This window comes from Mycobacterium sp. ELW1 (assembly GCF_008329905.1).
In the GTDB taxonomy this organism is placed as follows: domain Bacteria; phylum Actinomycetota; class Actinomycetes; order Mycobacteriales; family Mycobacteriaceae; genus Mycobacterium.
Genome location: NZ_CP032155.1, coordinates 357815 through 375080 on the forward strand (window position 1 = coordinate 357815; position 17266 = coordinate 375080).

Sequence of the window (17266 nt, forward strand, 5' to 3'; positions counted from 1 at the left end):
GACGGCGAAGCAAACCGTGTTCGACCCTAACAGCCCAGCCCAAGGCACCGGTTCATTAGGAGGTCGCCACCGCAGGCCAGGTGTACCCACTTTCGCGGGCCACCCGTGTCCGGCGCACACTGGCATCCATGACTTCGGACGCGGAGGGGGTCGGGGGCACCCGCGGCTTCCTGCCCGCCGTGGAGGGCATGCGCGCGTGCGCCGCCATGGGGGTGGTGCTCACCCACGTCGCGTTTCAGACCGGCACCACCGGCGCCGTGGTCGGACGGCTGCTGCACCGCTTCGACCTGGCCGTCGCGGTGTTCTTCGCGCTCTCCGGCTTCCTGCTGTGGCGTGGGCACGCCGCCGCGGCCCGCGGACTGCGCCGGCGCCCGCCGACCGGGCATTACCTGCGTTCGCGGCTGGTGCGCATCATGCCCGGATATGTGGTGGCGGTCGTCGTCATCCTGACGCTGCTTCCGGAGGCCAACCACGCCAGTTGGACGGTGTGGTGGGCCAACCTGACGCTGACCCAGGTCTACGTCCCGCTCACGCTGACCGCGGGGCTGACGCAGATGTGGAGCCTGTCGGTCGAGGTGAGCTTCTATCTGGCCTTGCCGATCCTGGCGTTTGCGGCCCGCCGGCTGCCGGTGCGGGCGCGGGTCCCGGTGATCGCGGCGGTCGCACTGGCCAGCCTCGGCTGGGGTCTGCTGCCGATCCACACCGTGCAGGGGGTCAACTTCCTGAACTGGCCGCCGGCCTACGCCTCCTGGTTCGCGGCGGGCATGCTGCTGGCGGAGTGGACGGTCAGCCCGCTGGGCTGGGCGCACAAACTGGCCCGCAACCGCTGGGCCATCACCGGTATCGCCCTGGCGGCGTATCTGATCTCGGCCTCGCCACTGGCAGGCCCGAAGGACCTGGTTCCCGCCACGCTGGGGCAGTTCGTGATCCGCACCTCGATGGGGGCCATCGTCGCCGGCGCGCTGCTGGCGCCGCTGGTGCTCGACCGGCCCGACACCCCGCACCCGATTCTGGGCAGCCGGTTCATGGTCACCCTGGGCCGGTGGTCCTACGGGCTGTTCGTGTGGCATCTGGCAGCCCTGGTGATGGTGTTCCCGATGGTCGGCCGGTTCATGTTCAACGGCAACCTGATCGTGACGCTGGTGTTGACTCTGGTGCTGGGCTTCGCGATGGCGGCGGTCAGCTACGCCCTGATCGAATCTCCGTGCCGGAATGCGTTGCGGCGCTGGGAATATCGGAGCAAGAAGGCTCCGGTTCCACCACTGGACAGTTCGGTCAGCGATGCACCCGAGCCGGTGATCGCGCACTGACTCGGGCCTCAGCCCACCGTCTCGTCCTGAGTGCCCTCCGCGGATGCCGCCGGCGAGTCGGCGGTGGCAACCGAGGTGAAATGGTCGAACAACCCGGTCACCTGCAGGATGCGGTTGAGTTGCTCGGGCCGATTGTCGAGATGCAGACGCACTCCACGCTCGGTGGTCAGACGGTCGACGAGGATCAACACGGACAGACCCGCGGAGTCGCAGAAGTCGAGGTCGCTCAGGTCCAGGTGCAGCTGCCGCAGCCGGTCGTGGCCGGCGAGCACCTCAGAGGCGTTGTCCAGCAACTCCGACGCGAAGACGAAGTCCAGGGTGCCGCTGATGTGAAGCCTTGCCGCCGTGGGGGTGTCAAAGGTCAATGTCAATTTCATGGCATCTGAGTGGGGTCGGTGGCCTTGTCGGCCAAGGTGATTCGGGCGGTGCGCAGAATGCGTTGCGCGCGGGGGAAATCCGGAAGTTGAGCGATCAGTATGTCGAGCGCGGGCGGGAGCGCGGCGGCCGGCACCCCGCGTGCGCAGAGGATATCGGAGGTCCAGCTGATGAACCGTCCGAACAGGTCGTCGTCATCGGTGTAGAGCGCCGCGGCGAGGAAGTCGATGATGTATCCGATGTCCTCGGTGGTGTGCTGACGCTGAGCATCGCTGTAGGAGCGCATATCCGGCAGTCGCCGCTCCAGCTCACCGACGCATGCGTGCACCAGTTGCGGAGCCATGTCGGTGATCATGGTGTATTCCTGATCCACCAGATGCGGGAGATCGGTCAGCAGGTGCGTACCACCCGCAACGGGCACGCGGGTTAGCCCGCGCACCAACGTTTCTGCCGCGGCACGGGCGTCGGCCGCCCACGCGTCGGCACCCAACTGACGGCCGTAACGCCCGTCGGGTCCGAATGCGGCACCGCCGACGAGGACCGGGACACCCGCGGCCTGGCAGGCCGTTATCGCCGCGTGGGCCACCGGCAACCGGCTGGGGATCGAGCAGGACAGCGCGACCGCGTCGGGGCCGGTGCGGTGAAGGTGAGCAACCAGATGCGGTGTCGGGACCTGCGCGCCGAGGAAGTCGACCTGCCAGCCCCGGATTCGGAGCACCTCGGCGAGGAGCCGGGCAGGCAGGGCGTGCCACTCACCGTCGACGCAGGCGACAGTGACCCGACCGGTTGTCGCCGGGCTTCGCGACGACGGGTGATGGGCCAGCGCCCCGATGACGCGATCGTTGATCGCCGTCGCGCAATGTTCCTCGGTGACCGAAATCCGGTTGGCCGCCCACTCGGTGCCGACGCGGTACTGGACCGGCGCGATCACGTCGAGCAGGACTTCTTCGGGCGCCATTCCCGCATCCAGTGCGGCGAATACCACGGCCACCGCGGCGTATTCGTCGCCGGCGAGCGCTGCCCCCCAGAGCCGCTCCTGCGTCTCTGCCCGGTCGGCGACGGCGGGGGCGGGTGCCGGCTTGACGTCGGTATCGGCCTCGGTCATGCGGTGTACCTGCCTGCGGTGTGGCCGTCGACTGCGGACAGGTGGTTGCGCCGCGGGGCGGTGATGGCGACGGCCGCGATGTCGTCATGAGGGCGACGGTCCACCCACTGCGAGGTGAGCATCATGATCCGCTCGACGACGGCTTCGGCGGGCAGGCCGGCGCACTGCTTGAACGCCGACGCCAACCGTTCTTCCCCGAACAGGTCGGTGCCCAGTGGACCGCCACGTGCTTCGGTGATCCCGTCGGTGTACAGCAGGCACGTTTCGCCCGGCGCCAGCCAGGTGTCGAAGGTCCGAGCCCGGAAGGTCGGCAATGCGCCGATCAGCATGCCGCGGGTGTCGGCCGTTTCGATCGTCCCGTCGGCGCGTGCGATGAGCGGCGGGGGATGCCCCGCGCACGTCAGCCGGAGCCGCAGCTGGCCATCGCGGTGAGTGATCGAGGCCAGCACGACTGTGGCGAACCGGCTGTTGTCCGGTGAGAGCAGAGCGTTGTTGAGGAGCTTGAGCACGTCCTCGTGGTGCTCCGCCAGCGGGGCCAGCGCCTGCAGTGTGTTCCGGATCTTGCCGGTCAACACCGCGGCCTCCAGCCCTTTCCCGCAGACGTCGCCGAGTACCACCAGTGTTTCTTCATCCGCTGTCGCCGCGGGGTGGACGTCATAGAAATCGCCGCCGACGAGCTGGTGATCCTCGGAGGCCCGGTACCGCCCGGCCAGTTCGAAGCCGTGCATACGGTGCAACTGCGGCGGTAGCAGCTCGCGCAGCAAGGTGGTGGTGATCGCCGACTGTTCGGCATACAGCCGCGCCGACGACAGCGCGGTGCCGGCGCGGGCCGCGAAAAGCCGGGCCAGCACCTCTTCGCCGTCACTGAACGCGCAATGCGTGGTTCGCCTCAGCAGAACCAGCGCCCCCGCCGGGATGCCGTGTCCGGGCAGCGGCGTGATCACCACCGAACCGACGTGACCGACGAAATCGTCGGGAATCATCCACTGCGGCACCGTCGCCGGGTCGATCCAGCGGGAGGGAACGGGCGGGAATCCGCGCAGCGCCTCGCTGAGCCCGGCCACGTCGGCGGGGTCCGCCGCGATGTCACGTCGCTGGACCGCTCCGTCCGCTCCAGCGCAGAACACCGGTAGGACCCGGCCGGTGTGCGGCCCGACCACGACAGCGGCATCGGCGAGGTGGCGGGCTGCCATCCGCGCCGTGGCTTCCATGCAGCGGTCGACGTTCAAGGACACCGTCAGCACTGCCGACGCCTCATCGAGGAACGCCGCGTGCTTGCGTTCGCGTTGCAACGCGTCCTCGGCCAACTGCAGCGAACGGTGCGTATCGGTCAAGAACCACCAGGCGACGTCGCCGCCGGGAAGCAGAGTCGGGTGCGCTGAGAGGTCCCGGCCGTCTGATGCGCCCGGGGCGGGTCCCGTGACCGGTTCCTGCGCCGATGCCAACGGGCTCTGTTCACGGCATGCGGCCGCGAGCCAGGTCGGGGCGTTGCCGTCCACCGGAGTGCCCGGTGCGAGAGCCGGGAACAGGGCGCCGGCCGTGGGACTCATCGCACTGACGGTCCCCGAGTGGTCGATCACCAGTACGGGATGCGGCACGGCATCCCATGGACCGGCGATGGACGTGCCGGCGCTGGGCGGTGTGGTGTTGTCCATCCGGCCTCCGGACGAGATTCGGGGTTTGCTCCCGAAGATGAACAGAGTTCGCCGCAGGTTTTTCAACGGCGCGGGTCGGGGGCCGTCTCTGACGGTAGCTGGCGACGGCCGCGGATGGGCACATCGGGGCGAGGATGTAAGAAAATTTCAGACCTGATCCGGCTGGTCCGGCGGCGGCGGCCGGACTCTTCGGACAGTGCAGTGCCGGTGGCGTCCGTAGTATTCGCCGACAGGGCGGGATGCTCGCCTGCCGGGTGCCCAGCGGGGGTCAGCCCGGTAAGCGAAGATCTGTGCCGAAGAGACTGGCTGCCGAAGGGATCGTCGTGACCGAGCCGTTGACCATCATGTTCTGGCCCGAATCGGCCTACGGCCCGACGAATCAGTGCATCGGCCTTGCCGCGATTCTGCAGGCCCGCGGCCACCGGATCGTGTTTGCCGCCGAGAGTTCCTGGGCGGGCAAACTCGCGGCACTGGGCTTCACCGAAGAGCTCGTCGATCTGGCCGAACCTGCTGAGGGAGCCGCCGACGAGGATCCCGGCAAATTCTGGACGGACTTCATCGCCGAGACCGCCCCGGAGTTTCGCAAGCCGACTCATCTGCAGCTCGAAACCTTCATCCAGCCGACCTATCAGGCGTTGATCGACGGCGCCAAGTATTGCGAGCCGCGGCTGCGGGAGATCGTGACCCAGCATCAGCCCGACGTGATCGTCGAAGACAACGTGGTGCTGTTCCCGGCGTTGGTGAGCGCAGGCGCACCGTTCGTGCGGATCGTGTCGTGCAGCCCGCTCGAAGTGCCCGGACCGAATGTGCCGCCGCCGTTCTCCGGGCTGCCCAGTGCCGACCCCGCGCAGTGGGACGCCTACCGGGCCGAGTTCGACCGCACCCATCGTGCGATGTGGTCCGACTTCAACGCGTGGGTTCAGCGCCACGGCGCCGACCCGCTACCGGATCTGGAGTTCATGCCGCGCGACAACGCCGCCAATCTCTACGTCTATCCGGCTGAGGCCGACTACGTCGACGCGCGTCCGCTCGACGACAGCTGGACGCGGATGGACTCCAGCGTCCGGGAGACCGACGCGGAGTACGAGCTGCCCGCGTCGCTCGCCGACCGTCCGGCCTCCAGCGCGCTGATCTACCTGTCGCTGGGATCGCTTGGCGGCGCCGACGTGGAACTCATGCAGCGCCTGGTCGATGTGCTGGCCAAGACCGAGCACCGGTACATCGTGAGCAAGGGTCCGCAGGCCGATCGGATCACGTTGGCCGACAACATGGTCGGTGAGCAGATGCTGCCGCAGACCAAGGTCATCCCGCAGGTCGATCTGGTCATCTCGCACGGCGGTAACAACACGGTGACCGAGACCCTGCACTTCGGCAAGCCGCTGATCGTGCTGCCGCTGTTCTGGGACCAGTACGAAAATGCCCAGCGCATCGATGAACTCGGCTTCGGTGCCCGACTCGACACGTATGCCTTCCGCGACGAGGAGCTCATCGCGGCCGTGGACACGATCCTCGCCGATACCGAGCTCCGCGACCGGCTGGCCGGCATCGGCGAGTCGATCCGGGCCCGAGACGGTCTGCGAGTCGGCGCCGACGTGATCGAGCAGGTGGGTCTGCAGAATCGGAACCGCGACAGCACGTCAGGCTGACGACGTGAGCGGTGAACTCGACTCACTGGATCTGGTTGATGGTAAGCGACTTTCGATCGTCGCGACCGCAGACGGGTTGACCGCCGAACCGCAGACCCGCGACTCCAATGGATCCTGGTTGCGCGCCCGGCCCGGCGATGGTGTCGCCGAGGCGCTGCTGGCGCTGTTGGCGGCTGCGCCGGAGGTGTCCGAGATCGGATCGTTCACCGTGCACGCCTGGTCGGCGCGGGTCGCGGCGGGCGAGCGGGCGATCACCGTGGATCAGACCAACGAATCGGTGATCGTGGGTGATGCGGCGGTGGTGAAGTGGGCCGCGCATCTCCAGGCCGGACCGCATCCGGCGCCACGCCGGATCGAGATATTGCGCGCCAATGGTTTTCGACACATGCCGTGCCCGTGGGGGCTGCTCACCTGGCGATCGGGGGACGGCACGGAGACGCTGGTGGCCGGGGCCGACGAGTATTTGCCCGGCGCCGTCGACGGGTGGACGTGGGCGGTGGACCTGATCGCGGCGGCGGCAGCCGGGCCCGACGCCCCGGTGGATGACCTGGTGTCGGCGGCCGCTGACGTCGGTACTGTGATCGCCGAACTGCACGCCGCATTGGCGGTCACCGCGACCATCGCTTCGTCCGCCGACGCCGAGCGGTGGCGGGCGGCGGCAGCAGTGACCCTGGATGAGGCTCGGGCGCACAGTGATCCGGCTGTCCGCGATCTTCTCGACAGCCGGGTGGTCAGCGACATATTCGACAGCCTCGGCGCGATGGCCGGGACTCCGGTGATCGAGGGCCATGGTGATCTGCACGTCGGCCAGGTGCTGCGACATCCCGGCGGGTACGCGGTCATCGATTTCGACGGGAACCCGGTACTGCCGCCCGCCGAGCGGGTTCTGCCGATCCCGGCTGTCCTCGACGTCGCCGGGTTGGCACAGTCGCTGACCCACGCGGCGATCGTCGCCCGCCGTCACCACCGCGTCGACGAGCTGGCGTTGGCCAGGGTCGACCTGCTGGCTCGCGATCAGTTCACCCGCAGCTACGCCACACACTTGGCCGCACTGGGGCACGGCGAGTTGTACGATCCGGCCGGTCTGCGAGCATTCCGCTTGCAGCAGGTGCTGCGGGAAGTCGTCTACGCGGCAAGGCATTTGCCGCGCTGGATGTACGTTCCGGAGGCGGCACTGCCCATGTTGCTCGACGAAGGAATCACCGGTGGACCCTGACGGCTTTGCCGCGGACCTGGCCCGCAAGCCCGAGACGCTGTCTCGGCTCGCCGAGCGGCTCGCCGCCGACAATCCTTGGGCGCCGGTGCTTCCGGCCACCGTCGAGCGGGTGGTGTTCGTCGGGATGGGGTCCTCCGCCTACGCCGCGGGCGTCGTGGCCGCGCGGATGCGCGCGCGAGGGTTGCTCGCGGTATCGGAGTTGGCGTCCACCCGTCTGCTGCCGGGCTGGGGACCGGGCACCCTGGTGGTGGCGACCTCGGCGACGGGGGGTTCGGCGGAAACACTGGATGCGCTGCGCCGGCTGCCCGCCGGGGTGACGACGGTGGCGCTAACCAACACCGCAGGATCGACAATCACCGAATCCTGCTCCGCCGTCGTTGAGTTGGCGGCCGAGCCCGAGCGCGGCGGGGTGGCCTGCCGGAGCTATCAGCACACGCTGGCGCTGCTGATGGCGCTCGAGTCGCACCTGGCCGGGCAGGACACCGCGGGTCTGGTCGCCGCCATCGCACAGACAGCGCAGGCGAGCGCACACCTGCTCGACACCGAGGCGGCCTGGCGTCCCGAGGTGGCCGACGCGCTGCTCGGGCCGACGGGCACTCACCTGGTCGCGCCGGCGCACCGGTTCTGCTCGGCGCAGCAGGGTGCGCTGATGCTGCGCGAGGGGCCGCGCCGTCCTGCCGTCGGATGCGAGACCGGCGACTGGAGCCACGTCGACGTCTACCTCACCAAGACCACCGACTACCGGATGCTGGTGTTCGCCGGCTCGGAGTGGGAGGAGCAGATGGCGGAGTGGACGACGTTGCGCGGCACCACCGTTGTCGCGGTGGGCGGCACCGTGCCGGGGGCCCGGCTGGAGGTCCGGTACCCCGGCGAGGAGGACGACGATGTGCGACTGCTGACCGAGGTTCTGGTGCCGGAACTGGTCGCGGCCCGCGCCTGGCAGGAGACGGCGAAGGGCTAAGCTAGGCCTGCAGCCGGGCGATCACCTGATCCCGTACTGCGGATCGGCGGGCTTTGCCTGCGTCGTCCCGCAGCGGGGTGTCCACGAACTCCACCGCGCGGGGCACCTTGTAGTCAGCCAGCCGCTGCGCCACGAACTTCTTGACATCGTCTTCGGTCAGCACCTCACCGTCGGTGTGCACCAACGCATATGGCACCTGACCGAGGTCCTCGTGCGGCACCCCGACGGCCAGGCAGGACAGCACTGCGGGGTGCTCGGACAGGGCGCTCTCGATTTCGGCGGGATACACATTGCGGCCGCCGACGGTGAACATGTCGACCCGGCGGTCGGCCAGGTACAGATAGCCCTCGGCGTCAAACCAGCCGAGATCCCCGAGCGAGTCCCAGCCGTCGCGGGACTTGGCGGTGCTGCCGATGTAGCGGTAGGTGGGGCGCGAACCCGGGTTGGGGCGCATGTAGATCTCCCCGAGCACCCCCGGCGGGCATTCGGCGCCGTCATCGTCGAGCACCTTCATCTCACCGGCCACCACCCGCCCGACCGATCCCCGGTGGGTCAGCCATTCCGAGCCGCTGATGAACGTCAGTGCCTGAAGTTCGGTGCCGCCGTAGAGTTCCCACACGGCATCCGGGCCGAGCAGGTCGATCCACGCCTGCTTGACGTTCGGCGGGCACACCGCGGCGACATGCCACAGCCGGCGCAGCGACGACAGGTCGTAGGCGTCCGGGTTGGCATGGTAGACCGGCAGCAGTCGCTGCATGATCGTCGGCACGGTGGTCAGGTAGTTCACCTTGTAGTCGGTGAGGACCCGCAGAAAGCGCTCCGGGTCGAACCTGGGTAGCAGCACCAGGTGCTGCCCGGTCGCCAATGCGATGGTGGCCGAGGTGAATCCGGTGTTGTGGCTCAGCGGCACGGGCACCAGCTGGGTGTCGGTCGGTTCGTTGCCCATCCCCATCGCCACCAGGTCGGCCGGATACCGGCTGTCCCCGCCGGCCTCGATCAGTTTCGGCCGTCCGGTGCTGCCACCGGAGGCGATCGACTTCCACGCCGGTGAAACTGCTTCGGGCAGTGGACTATCCGAAAGATCCGGACTGCCGGTGAAGTCGGCGGCCACCGACGGCACCACCCCGCGCGGGTCGGCGCGGCCGACCAGCAGGGCGCGCGGCTTCAAGTCCAGCAGGCCTTCGAATTCGGCGTCCGGCATCCGTGGCGACAGCGGTTGCGGTATGGCGCCGAGCTTCCACACCGCCACCGTGGCCTGCACCCACTCGATGGAGTTGGCCACCGCGATCGTCACGTAATCGCCTTGGCTGACCCCGAGTTCGGCATAGGCGCGGGCCAGCCGGTTCGACGCCGACTCCAGCTGAGCGCGGGTGATGGTGCGGCCCTCGCACGACACGGCGGGGCGATCGGGCGCCTCGGCGGCCAGCTGGCTCAGCCGGGCCCCGAGCGCCGGGATCTCGTCACTCATAGGCACCGTGCTCGGCGAAGATGTTGCGGGGGTTGTCCACCAGCATGGTGGTGATCTGCTCGTCGGTCACTCCGCGCTGGCGCAGCGCGGGAAGGACATCGTTGTGGATGTGCCGGAAATGCCAGTTGGGCATGGCCACCGGGACGACTTCCTCCGGCAGCCAGTCGATGTAGCAGGACGCGTCGTGGGACAGCACCATCTTGTCGGCGTGCCCGCGTTCGCACATCCGCACCACGGTGTCGACCCGGTCGTCGAAGCTGAGGAAGCCGTCCAGGCCGAAGCGGTCCATGCCGATATAGGAGCCGGCGGCGATCAGCTCCTCCAGGTAGCCCAGGTCGGTGGTGTCGCCGCTGTGCCCGATGATCACCCGGCGCAGGTCGACCCCCTCCTCGGCGAAGATCCGTTGCTGCTCGAGACCGCGCCGGCTCAGCGCGTGGGTGTGGGTGGTGATCGGCACCCCGGTCTGTTTGTGGGCCTGGGCCACCGCGCGCAGCACTCGTTCGACGCCCGGGGTGACGCCAGGTTCGTCGGTGGCGCACTTGAGGATTCCCGCTTTGACGCCGGTGTCGGCGATGCCCTCGGTGATGTCCCGGACGAACAGATCGGTCATGATCTCCGGGCCGTCCAGCAGGGTTCCCGGGCCGGTGAAGTGGAAGTACATCGGGACGTCGTTGTAGGTGTAGATCCCGGTGGCCACCACGATCTGGAGGTCGGTCTGCGCGGCCACCCGCTGGATGCGCGGAATGTAGCGGCCCAGCCCGATGACCGTCGGGTCGACGATGGTGTCCACCCCGAGTGCCTTCAGCTCGTTGAGCTTGGCGACCGCGTCGGCCTCGCGGGCCTCGCCGTCACCCCAGCCCTCGGGATAGTTGGCCATGATCTCCTGCGACAGGATGAAAACGTGTTCGTGCATGAACACCACACCCAGGTCGCTGGTCGCGACCGGGCCTCGCACGGTCTCGACCTGTGACGGCTCTGTCATGGGTGACACCCTAACGGGAAATGCTTGTGTCCTCGGTGGTTTCGCTGTCAGTTCGCTTTCGCCGGGCAGCGAAGCGAACCGGGGACAGTGTCGATGCGGCCAGCGCGCCGACCGCGATCAGGGCGAGCAGCTGGACCCAGGGGGAGTGGCCGATGTAGCCGTCGACCGAGCGCCACGGATAGCGCGACAGCAGCGCGCCCGCTGCGATCAGCCCGCAGGCACTGGCCGCCAGCGTCAGCCGGTCGCGGAGCCGGGGCCGCCGGCGCAGCAGGTATCTGAGCAGCATCGCGGTCCCGAACACCACCAGGCCGCCGACGCCCGCGATCAGTCCTCCCGCGGCCAGCACCCCGGCACCGGCCAGCAGGGGAACAGCCCAGGGCCGGGCCGGCTCGTACGCTGCAGGCGGCCGGCGCGGTGGCACCAGCGTCAGCAACAGCAACAACGGCAGCAGGGACAGGCCGACGGCGAGGCCGATCCGGTAGATCCGGTTCGACGGGAAGCTGACCGTGACGGTGCCCTGTTCACCGGCGGGCACCACCCAGCCTTGTTGCCAGCCGTTGACGATGACCGGCGTGAGTGTGACCCCGTCGGGCAGTCGGGCCACCCAGCCGGGATTAACGCTCTCCGGGACCACCAGCACGCGTGCGGTGGGGGCCCGGCTGACGTTGAATTCCCGACGGTCGGCACCCCAGCCGGTGATGTCGGCGGGAGTCGTTGGTGCGGTGGTGATTTGGCCCGCCAGCGGGCCGGACAGCTGGGCTCCGTCCACGACGAAGGCCGAGCCGGGGCTGATCAGCAGCTCCTGTTGGCCGGCGGGCAGAGCGATCGGCGCCGGGTCGCACGCGCGGGCCGGGACCGGTTCACCGTCCAGCAGAGCACCGACGGTGGTGGTCACCGAGGTCTGCACGAACCGGCCGGACACCGCGACGATCGGTCCCTGGCCGCAGGGTATCTCGATGGTGCGTTTGCGGTTGGTGGCCGCGTCGGCTGCGGCGACGGGCTTACCGTCGGGGCCCAGCACACCTACCTCGGCCAGGCCGGGAGGCTTGAGCTGATCGAAACCCAGTGCGGTGCGGTCGATCACGTCATTCCAGTTCAGCAAGCTGATCCGGATGGTGTCGGTCAGTCGCGGACGCAGCGTCACCGTTTGCGCACCGGCATCCGGCGCGGCGTCCATCCGGCGGACCTGCGGGCCGTCACCGAGGTCGACGGCCACCATCGTGGGATGGGTGGGCAGCGCCGATGAGCTCGGGGTCAACACCAGCCCGGTGACCTCGGTCGGCTTCGGCAGAGTGACCGTCAGGGTGGGGGCGCTGCGATGCTGCACTACGTTCTGCGGTGCCGTCCACGAGGTGCGCGGGTCGCCATCGGTTGCGGCATAGGCGGATCCGTCGACGTCGATCAGATCGGCGTCGGCGCGCGAGCGGACGGTGCCCGGCTGGGCGATGAGGTCGGCCAGGTGCGGCCCCTGGCGGGCACGTACCCAGATCGTCGGGGTGACGTCGATCGGTTTGGGCACGGTCAGCGTGCGGCTCAAGGTGACCGGCTCCTCGGGGGCCTGCGACATCGACGCCGCGCAGTGCACCCCGTCAGGGGAATCCGCGCAGCCCTGGCGCCCGAGTAGTTCGGAGCCCAGATCCCAGGCGGCGATCGCGGACCCGCCGGGCGGGCCGGGCACGACGACGCTGTGCCTGATGTCAACGGGATGGGCGAATCCGGAGGCGTCGAACTGGGTCACCGACAGATCGGTGATGCCGAACTGCACGCCCGACGAGCCGTCGTCGGTGCCGATCGCGGTGATCCGGACCCACGGCGACTCGCCGTACGGCAACGCCACCGTGAGCGGTTTGCCCGGCTCGTCGAAGCGCACTGTGGTGGTTCCGTTCTCGGTGGACACCTGCAGTCGGCGAACCTGGGCCCCGACGGCGGTGGCGCTCGGGGTGACCGTCAGCGTCGCATTGGTGACCGGATGGTCGAAGTCGACCTGCAGCCACTGTCCGACCGCGGCCTGCAACGAGTTCGACACCCAGGCGGTGGCCGAGTCCCCGTCGATGGCGGCGGCGGGTCCGCTGGCCGGCGCGACGTTGGGCAGCGCGGTGGCGTCCGACGACGAACTCGACGCCGACAGCCGCCCTCCGGTCCAGGCGCCGTGGACGGGCCGGGCCCCGGGAACCGGGTAGTCGGGCACCCGGTTGAAGGTGTTGCGCTGGTCGCCCTCGGCCCGGGCCGCCGACGAGTGGTCGTCGACCCGGCCGTAATCGGTTTCCCGGTCGACGGGGGTGTCGGTCACGGTCACCACCGGCACCGGAAGCCCGGCGCGCTGGGCATCCGAGGTCAGCAGCATCGGGCCGAGCGGGGGCAGTCCGAGCAGCCTGCGGCGTTCGTCGATGCGCAGCAGCACTTCGGGGCCGCCGTCTATCCGTGCCATCCGGCTGGCATCGGTCAAGTACGGTGACGCCGGATTACCCTGGGCGCCAACGTGATAGATCTCCACCGCGGGATAGCGTGGCCGCAGCCCGCTGTCGCTGATGAAACCTTCCAGGGTGCCCGGTCCGACGGGCTCACCGAACTGCGCCACCTTCTGCAGACCCGGCGACCCGTCGATGGCGCGGTGCACCAGCAGCGGGCGGGCCGAGCGCGACTTGTCGGGGTCCAGGTCGTTGCGGACCACCACGTAGGAGATGCCCTGCCGGGCCAGGGTGTCGGCGAGCCCCGCAGACGGCCGCCCCGCGGCGAACAGCCGCTGCACCGAATCCAGCGCACGAATCGTCTGCGGCGGGGTCAGCGGGATGGAATCGCGTACCCCCCAAGGGCTTTCGCCGAGAACCTGCAGCGGTTCATCGTGGCTGTTACCCCATACCTGGGTGGCGAACGGCGCACCGGGAACCACCAGAACCCGGCCCGGCGTGGGCTGACCGGTGTTGTTCTTGGTCAGCCAGTCCGCCGCCCGGTGCCAGTAATCCGGGATCGCGCTGAATGCACCGGGGGGAGTGAGCCGGCCGGTCCATGCCATCGACGTGGCGACCATCAGCGCGGCCATCACGACGATGCCGACCGCCACCCGCTTGTCGTTCTCTGGATGCGCGAACGCCCGTACCCATACCGGCCGGGGCGCGCTGCCGGGCAGGGGGATTCGGCCGAGCAGGTGTGCCAGCCCCAGGACCAGCGGGAGACGGATCACCGGCTCCAGCTTGTGGACGTTGCGCAGCGGGGCGCCCGCCGCGTCGAGGAAGGCTTGCACGTGCTGGGCCACCGGCGAGCCGAGTCCACCGGAGTAGCCCAGGCCCAGCAGCACCACCCCGGTGAGCAGCATGATGATCAGCCGGCCGCGGGCCGGCATCGAACGTAAGGCCAGCCCCGCCATCCCGCCCGCCGCGACGAGCGTGGTGGCCAGCACCATGGCCGGTTGGGTCACCAGCTCGGCCGCCGCGGTGGCGTTCGGCGAGACAAACGGCGTCCAGCTGTCGGTGCCGCGCAGCATCTCGGTCAGCGACGCCCACTGCGTGGTGACCCCGGAGGACTCGATGAAGTCCAGGAACGGCGGACTGATCCGGCCCAGCAGCAGCAGCGCGACCACCCACCAGGTCACTGCGAGCGCCGAGGCCAGCGCCCACCACGCGCTGAACCTCAGCCACACCCGGTTGGGCCGGTGACACAGCCACCAGATGATCGCAGGCAGGCAGCCGGTGAGCGTTGCGACCGCGTTGACCGCGCCCATCAACGCCAGTGCGAGGCCGGCCCGCCCGGCCAGCACCCGCAACGATCTGCTTCTCCCCGACGCCGGTCCGGTGGCTCCGTCACTGCCGCGCAGCGCAAGGATCACCGGCAGCAGCACCCACGGCGCCAGCATCATCGGCAGCGTCTCCGACGAGATCGACCCGAGCGTCGTCAGCACCCGCGGGGACAGCGCGAACGCCAGAGCGCCGATGATGCGCGACGAGCGGGTCCCGATGCCCAGAGCCTCGGCCACCCGCAACAGGCCCCAGAATCCGGCGGTCAGCAGCAACGCCCACCAGAGCCGCTGAGTGACCCAGCCGGGCAACCCGAGGGTGTCGCCGAGCAGGAAGAACGCCCCGTGCGGGAAGAGGTAGCCGTACGCCTGGTTCTGTGCCTGCCCGAACGGCAGGTCGCTGTTCCACAGATTGGCCGCGCGGCTGAGGAAACGCAGCGGATTGGCGGTCAGATCGAGCTTGGTGTCCGGCGAGATCAGTCCCGGCGACTGGGCGAAACACAACACCAGCGCGACAAGGAAGACACAGGAGAGCCAACGCCGCGATAGCGGCGGGGTCGTAATGGGCGCCTCCGTGACCGCGGGGGAGGCGGCGGCGAGCGTGCTCAGGCTAGCCGCGGTTGCCGTACTCGACGCGGTTCAGCACCGACGACGCCGGGTCGCCGGGCGACAGCGGCGGTTTGGTGTCCTGCTGGATCATCAGCGTCACGCCGAAGATCGCGGCGGCTCCGAGCAGCAGACCGACCACGATGCTGGCGGCGGCAGGAACCACGAACCGGGTCATGGTCGCTTCTCCTCGCGGGTGCTGGGACGGTGCAGATCATCGGGTGAAGACCCGCAATGTCACGGGTGAATACCCGCTGGCAAACCTAGCACGCGGCCAACCTTGGTTGGCCCTCGGCGAGGGCCGTGACAGCATGTGCGGATGCCTAACCGCCTGTTCTCGATTCGCGGAGTCGCGGCCCTGTCGGCACTACCCCTGCTGCTCGTCGGCTGCTCAGGGACCGCTTCGCGCCCCGCGGCGTCGTCGTCGGCCCCGGCCAGCAAGCCGTCGTCGGCCAGCTCGGTGCCGTTGGCCGGACCGGTCCCGGCACCGGCCGCCCCGGCGCCGCCGGCGTGCGGCGACGGCCCCGGGTTGCTGAGTGCCATGTCGACGCGCGACAAGCTCGCCCAGGTGCTGATGGTCGGGGTCAAGGGCGCCGCCGATGCGCGCAACGTGGTGGACACCTATCACGTCGGCGGCATCTTCATCGGCAGCTGGACCGACCTGTCGATGCTGACCGACGGCTCGCTGCCCGACTACGCCAACGCCGGCCCGCTCCCGCTGGCCGTCAGCGTCGACGAGGAGGGCGGCCGGGTGGAGCGGCTGACGTCGCTGATCGGCGATGCCCCGTCGGCCCGGGTGCTGGCGCAGACCCAGACCGCGGAGCAGGTTTATCAGCTGGCGCTGGACCGCGGACAGAAGATGCGCGGGCTCGGCATCACCATCGACTTCGCGCCCGTCGTCGACGTCACCGACGCCCCGGACGACACCGTGATCGGCGACCGGTCGTTCTCCGGCGACCCGGCGAAGGTCACCGAGTACGCCGGTGCGTTCGCCCGCGGTCTGCGTGACGCCGGCCTGCTCCCGGTGCTCAAGCACTTTCCCGGCCACGGCCACGGCTCGGGCGACTCGCACACCGCCGGCGCGGTCACCACCCCGCCGCTGGACGCACTGATGACCAACGACCTGGTGCCCTACCGCACGCTGACCACCGAAGCGCCCGTCGCCGTGATGGTCGGCCACCTCGAGGTGCCGGGGCTGACCGGCACGACGCCGGCCAGCCTGAGCGCCGCGGCGGTGGGTCTGCTGCGCAGCGGCGGCTACGGCGGCCCGGGCTTCGACGGGCCGGTTTTCAGCGACGACCTGTCCAGCATGGCGGCCATCGCCGACCGGTACGGGGTCGCCGAGGCGGTGCTGCGCAGCCTGCAGGCCGGCACCGACGTCGCGCTGTGGGTGACCACCGACGAGGTGCCCGCGGTGCTCGACCGGCTCGAGAAGGCGGTCAATGCGGGAGAGCTGTCGCTGCCCGCGATCGAGACTTCGATATTGCGAATGGCGCGTTTGAAAGGGCAAAGTCCCCGCTGCGGCGGTTAGCCTGAGAGATTCGGCGGGCAGGAAGGCAAGGCGATGGCGGGTGGCACGAAGCGGTTGCCCCGTGCCGTGCGGGAGCAGCAGATGCTCGACGCCGCTGTGCAGATGTTCTCGGTCAACGGTTATCACGAGACGTCGATGGACGTCATCGCCGGGGAGGCGCAGATCTCCAAGCCGATGCTGTATCTGTACTACGGCTCGAAGGAAGAACTCTTCGGGGCCTGCCTGAGCCGGGAACTGAGCCGCTTCACCGAAGCGGTCGGTGCGGACATCGACCTCAAGCAGAGCCCGCACGAGCTGTTGCGCAGCGTCATCTCGTCGGTGCTGCGCTACATCGACGCCAACCGCGCCTCGTGGATAGTGCTCTATACCCAGGCCACCAGCTCGCAGGCATTCGCCCACACCGTGCGCGAGGGCCGCGAAAAGATCATCGAGATGGTCTCGCGGTTATTGGAGGCCGGCACCCGGCATCCCGAGCCCGACACCGACTTCCACATGATGGCCGTGGCTCTGGTGGGCGCAGGCGAGGCCGTCGCGACCCGGGTCAGCACGGGCGACGCGGATGTGGATGAGGCCGCCGACATGCTGATCAATCTGTTCTGGCGCGGTCTCAAGGGCGCCCCCGCGGACAAGGAAGCCTCGACCGCGACCCCCTGATCTTTTGCGATTTGGGCGCGCGAATCG

At 69.3% G+C, this 17266-nt stretch carries 13 protein-coding genes; 6 read left to right on the forward strand and 7 right to left on the reverse strand.

Annotated features, from left to right (window positions below; genetic code table 11):
* The first annotated feature begins 128 nt into the window (after nucleotides 1–128).
* Entirely contained in the window at nucleotides 129–1310 is a 1182-nt protein-coding gene (locus tag D3H54_RS01675) for an acyltransferase family protein (RefSeq protein WP_149377578.1), read from the forward strand.
* Between the two features lie 8 nt (nucleotides 1311–1318).
* Here D3H54_RS01675 and D3H54_RS01680 read toward each other — a convergent pair whose 3' ends face one another.
* The 3 genes from D3H54_RS01680 to D3H54_RS01690 are packed head-to-tail and all read right to left on the reverse strand — an operon-like array spanning nucleotide 1319 to nucleotide 4445.
* The gene (locus D3H54_RS01680; RefSeq protein ID WP_149377579.1) at nucleotides 1319–1687 is read right to left on the reverse strand and encodes an STAS domain-containing protein; all 369 of its coding nucleotides are present in this window, start codon (nucleotides 1685–1687) and stop codon (nucleotides 1319–1321) included.
* Nucleotides 1684–2790, reverse strand: a complete 1107-nt coding sequence (locus D3H54_RS01685) for a cobalamin B12-binding domain-containing protein (RefSeq protein WP_149377580.1) — start codon at nucleotides 2788–2790, stop codon at nucleotides 1684–1686. Before D3H54_RS01685 ends, D3H54_RS01680 begins: the two co-directional genes overlap by 4 nt.
* Nucleotides 2787–4445 carry a PP2C family protein-serine/threonine phosphatase gene (locus tag D3H54_RS01690; protein ID WP_149377581.1) on the reverse strand — a complete coding sequence of 553 codons (1659 nt, stop codon included), beginning with the start codon at nucleotides 4443–4445 and terminating at the stop codon, nucleotides 2787–2789. The genes D3H54_RS01685 and D3H54_RS01690 overlap by 4 nt, the downstream gene beginning before the upstream one ends.
* Nucleotides 4446–4768: 323 nt before the next feature.
* Between D3H54_RS01690 and D3H54_RS01695 the strand changes: the two genes are divergently transcribed.
* From D3H54_RS01695 to D3H54_RS01705, 3 genes are read left to right on the forward strand one after another with little or no spacing between them, the layout of a single operon-like run.
* Nucleotides 4769–6091: a glycosyltransferase gene (locus D3H54_RS01695; RefSeq protein WP_286199077.1), complete on the forward strand. Its 1323-nt coding sequence runs from the start codon at nucleotides 4769–4771 to the stop codon at nucleotides 6089–6091.
* 4 nt (nucleotides 6092–6095) lie between these two features.
* Nucleotides 6096–7307 (forward strand): glucosamine kinase, encoded by a 1212-nt coding sequence (locus D3H54_RS01700; protein WP_149377582.1) that lies wholly within the window; start codon nucleotides 6096–6098, stop codon nucleotides 7305–7307.
* Complete coding sequence (locus tag D3H54_RS01705; protein WP_149377583.1) at nucleotides 7297–8268, forward strand: SIS domain-containing protein; 972 nt, start codon at nucleotides 7297–7299, stop codon at nucleotides 8266–8268. The genes D3H54_RS01700 and D3H54_RS01705 overlap by 11 nt, the downstream gene beginning before the upstream one ends.
* A 1-nt stretch (nucleotide 8269) precedes the next feature.
* On the opposite strand, the gene D3H54_RS01710 is transcribed toward D3H54_RS01705, so the two are convergent.
* Genes D3H54_RS01710 through D3H54_RS01725 form a run of 4 tightly spaced genes read right to left on the reverse strand, consistent with a single transcriptional unit; the run spans nucleotide 8270 to nucleotide 15232 of the window.
* Complete coding sequence (locus D3H54_RS01710) at nucleotides 8270–9736, reverse strand: AMP-binding protein (RefSeq protein WP_149377584.1); 1467 nt, start codon at nucleotides 9734–9736, stop codon at nucleotides 8270–8272.
* Entirely contained in the window at nucleotides 9729–10718 is a 990-nt protein-coding gene (locus tag D3H54_RS01715) for a phosphotriesterase family protein (RefSeq protein WP_149377585.1), read from the reverse strand. The genes D3H54_RS01710 and D3H54_RS01715 overlap by 8 nt, the downstream gene beginning before the upstream one ends.
* A 10-nt stretch (nucleotides 10719–10728) precedes the next feature.
* Nucleotides 10729–15012 carry an alpha-(1->3)-arabinofuranosyltransferase gene (locus D3H54_RS01720; protein ID WP_149377586.1) on the reverse strand — a complete coding sequence of 1428 codons (4284 nt, stop codon included), beginning with the start codon at nucleotides 15010–15012 and terminating at the stop codon, nucleotides 10729–10731.
* A 46-nt stretch (nucleotides 15013–15058) separates the two neighbouring features.
* Nucleotides 15059–15232 carry a DUF2613 domain-containing protein gene (locus tag D3H54_RS01725; protein ID WP_071948071.1) on the reverse strand — a complete coding sequence of 58 codons (174 nt, stop codon included), beginning with the start codon at nucleotides 15230–15232 and terminating at the stop codon, nucleotides 15059–15061.
* Between the two features lie 141 nt (nucleotides 15233–15373).
* Between D3H54_RS01725 and D3H54_RS01730 the strand changes: the two genes are divergently transcribed.
* Complete coding sequence (locus D3H54_RS01730) at nucleotides 15374–16585, forward strand: glycoside hydrolase family 3 N-terminal domain-containing protein (protein ID WP_149377587.1); 1212 nt, start codon at nucleotides 15374–15376, stop codon at nucleotides 16583–16585.
* 33 nt (nucleotides 16586–16618) lie between these two features.
* Nucleotides 16619–17239 carry a TetR/AcrR family transcriptional regulator gene (locus D3H54_RS01735; protein ID WP_149377588.1) on the forward strand — a complete coding sequence of 207 codons (621 nt, stop codon included), beginning with the start codon at nucleotides 16619–16621 and terminating at the stop codon, nucleotides 17237–17239.
* The last annotated feature ends 27 nt before the right edge of the window (nucleotides 17240–17266 follow it).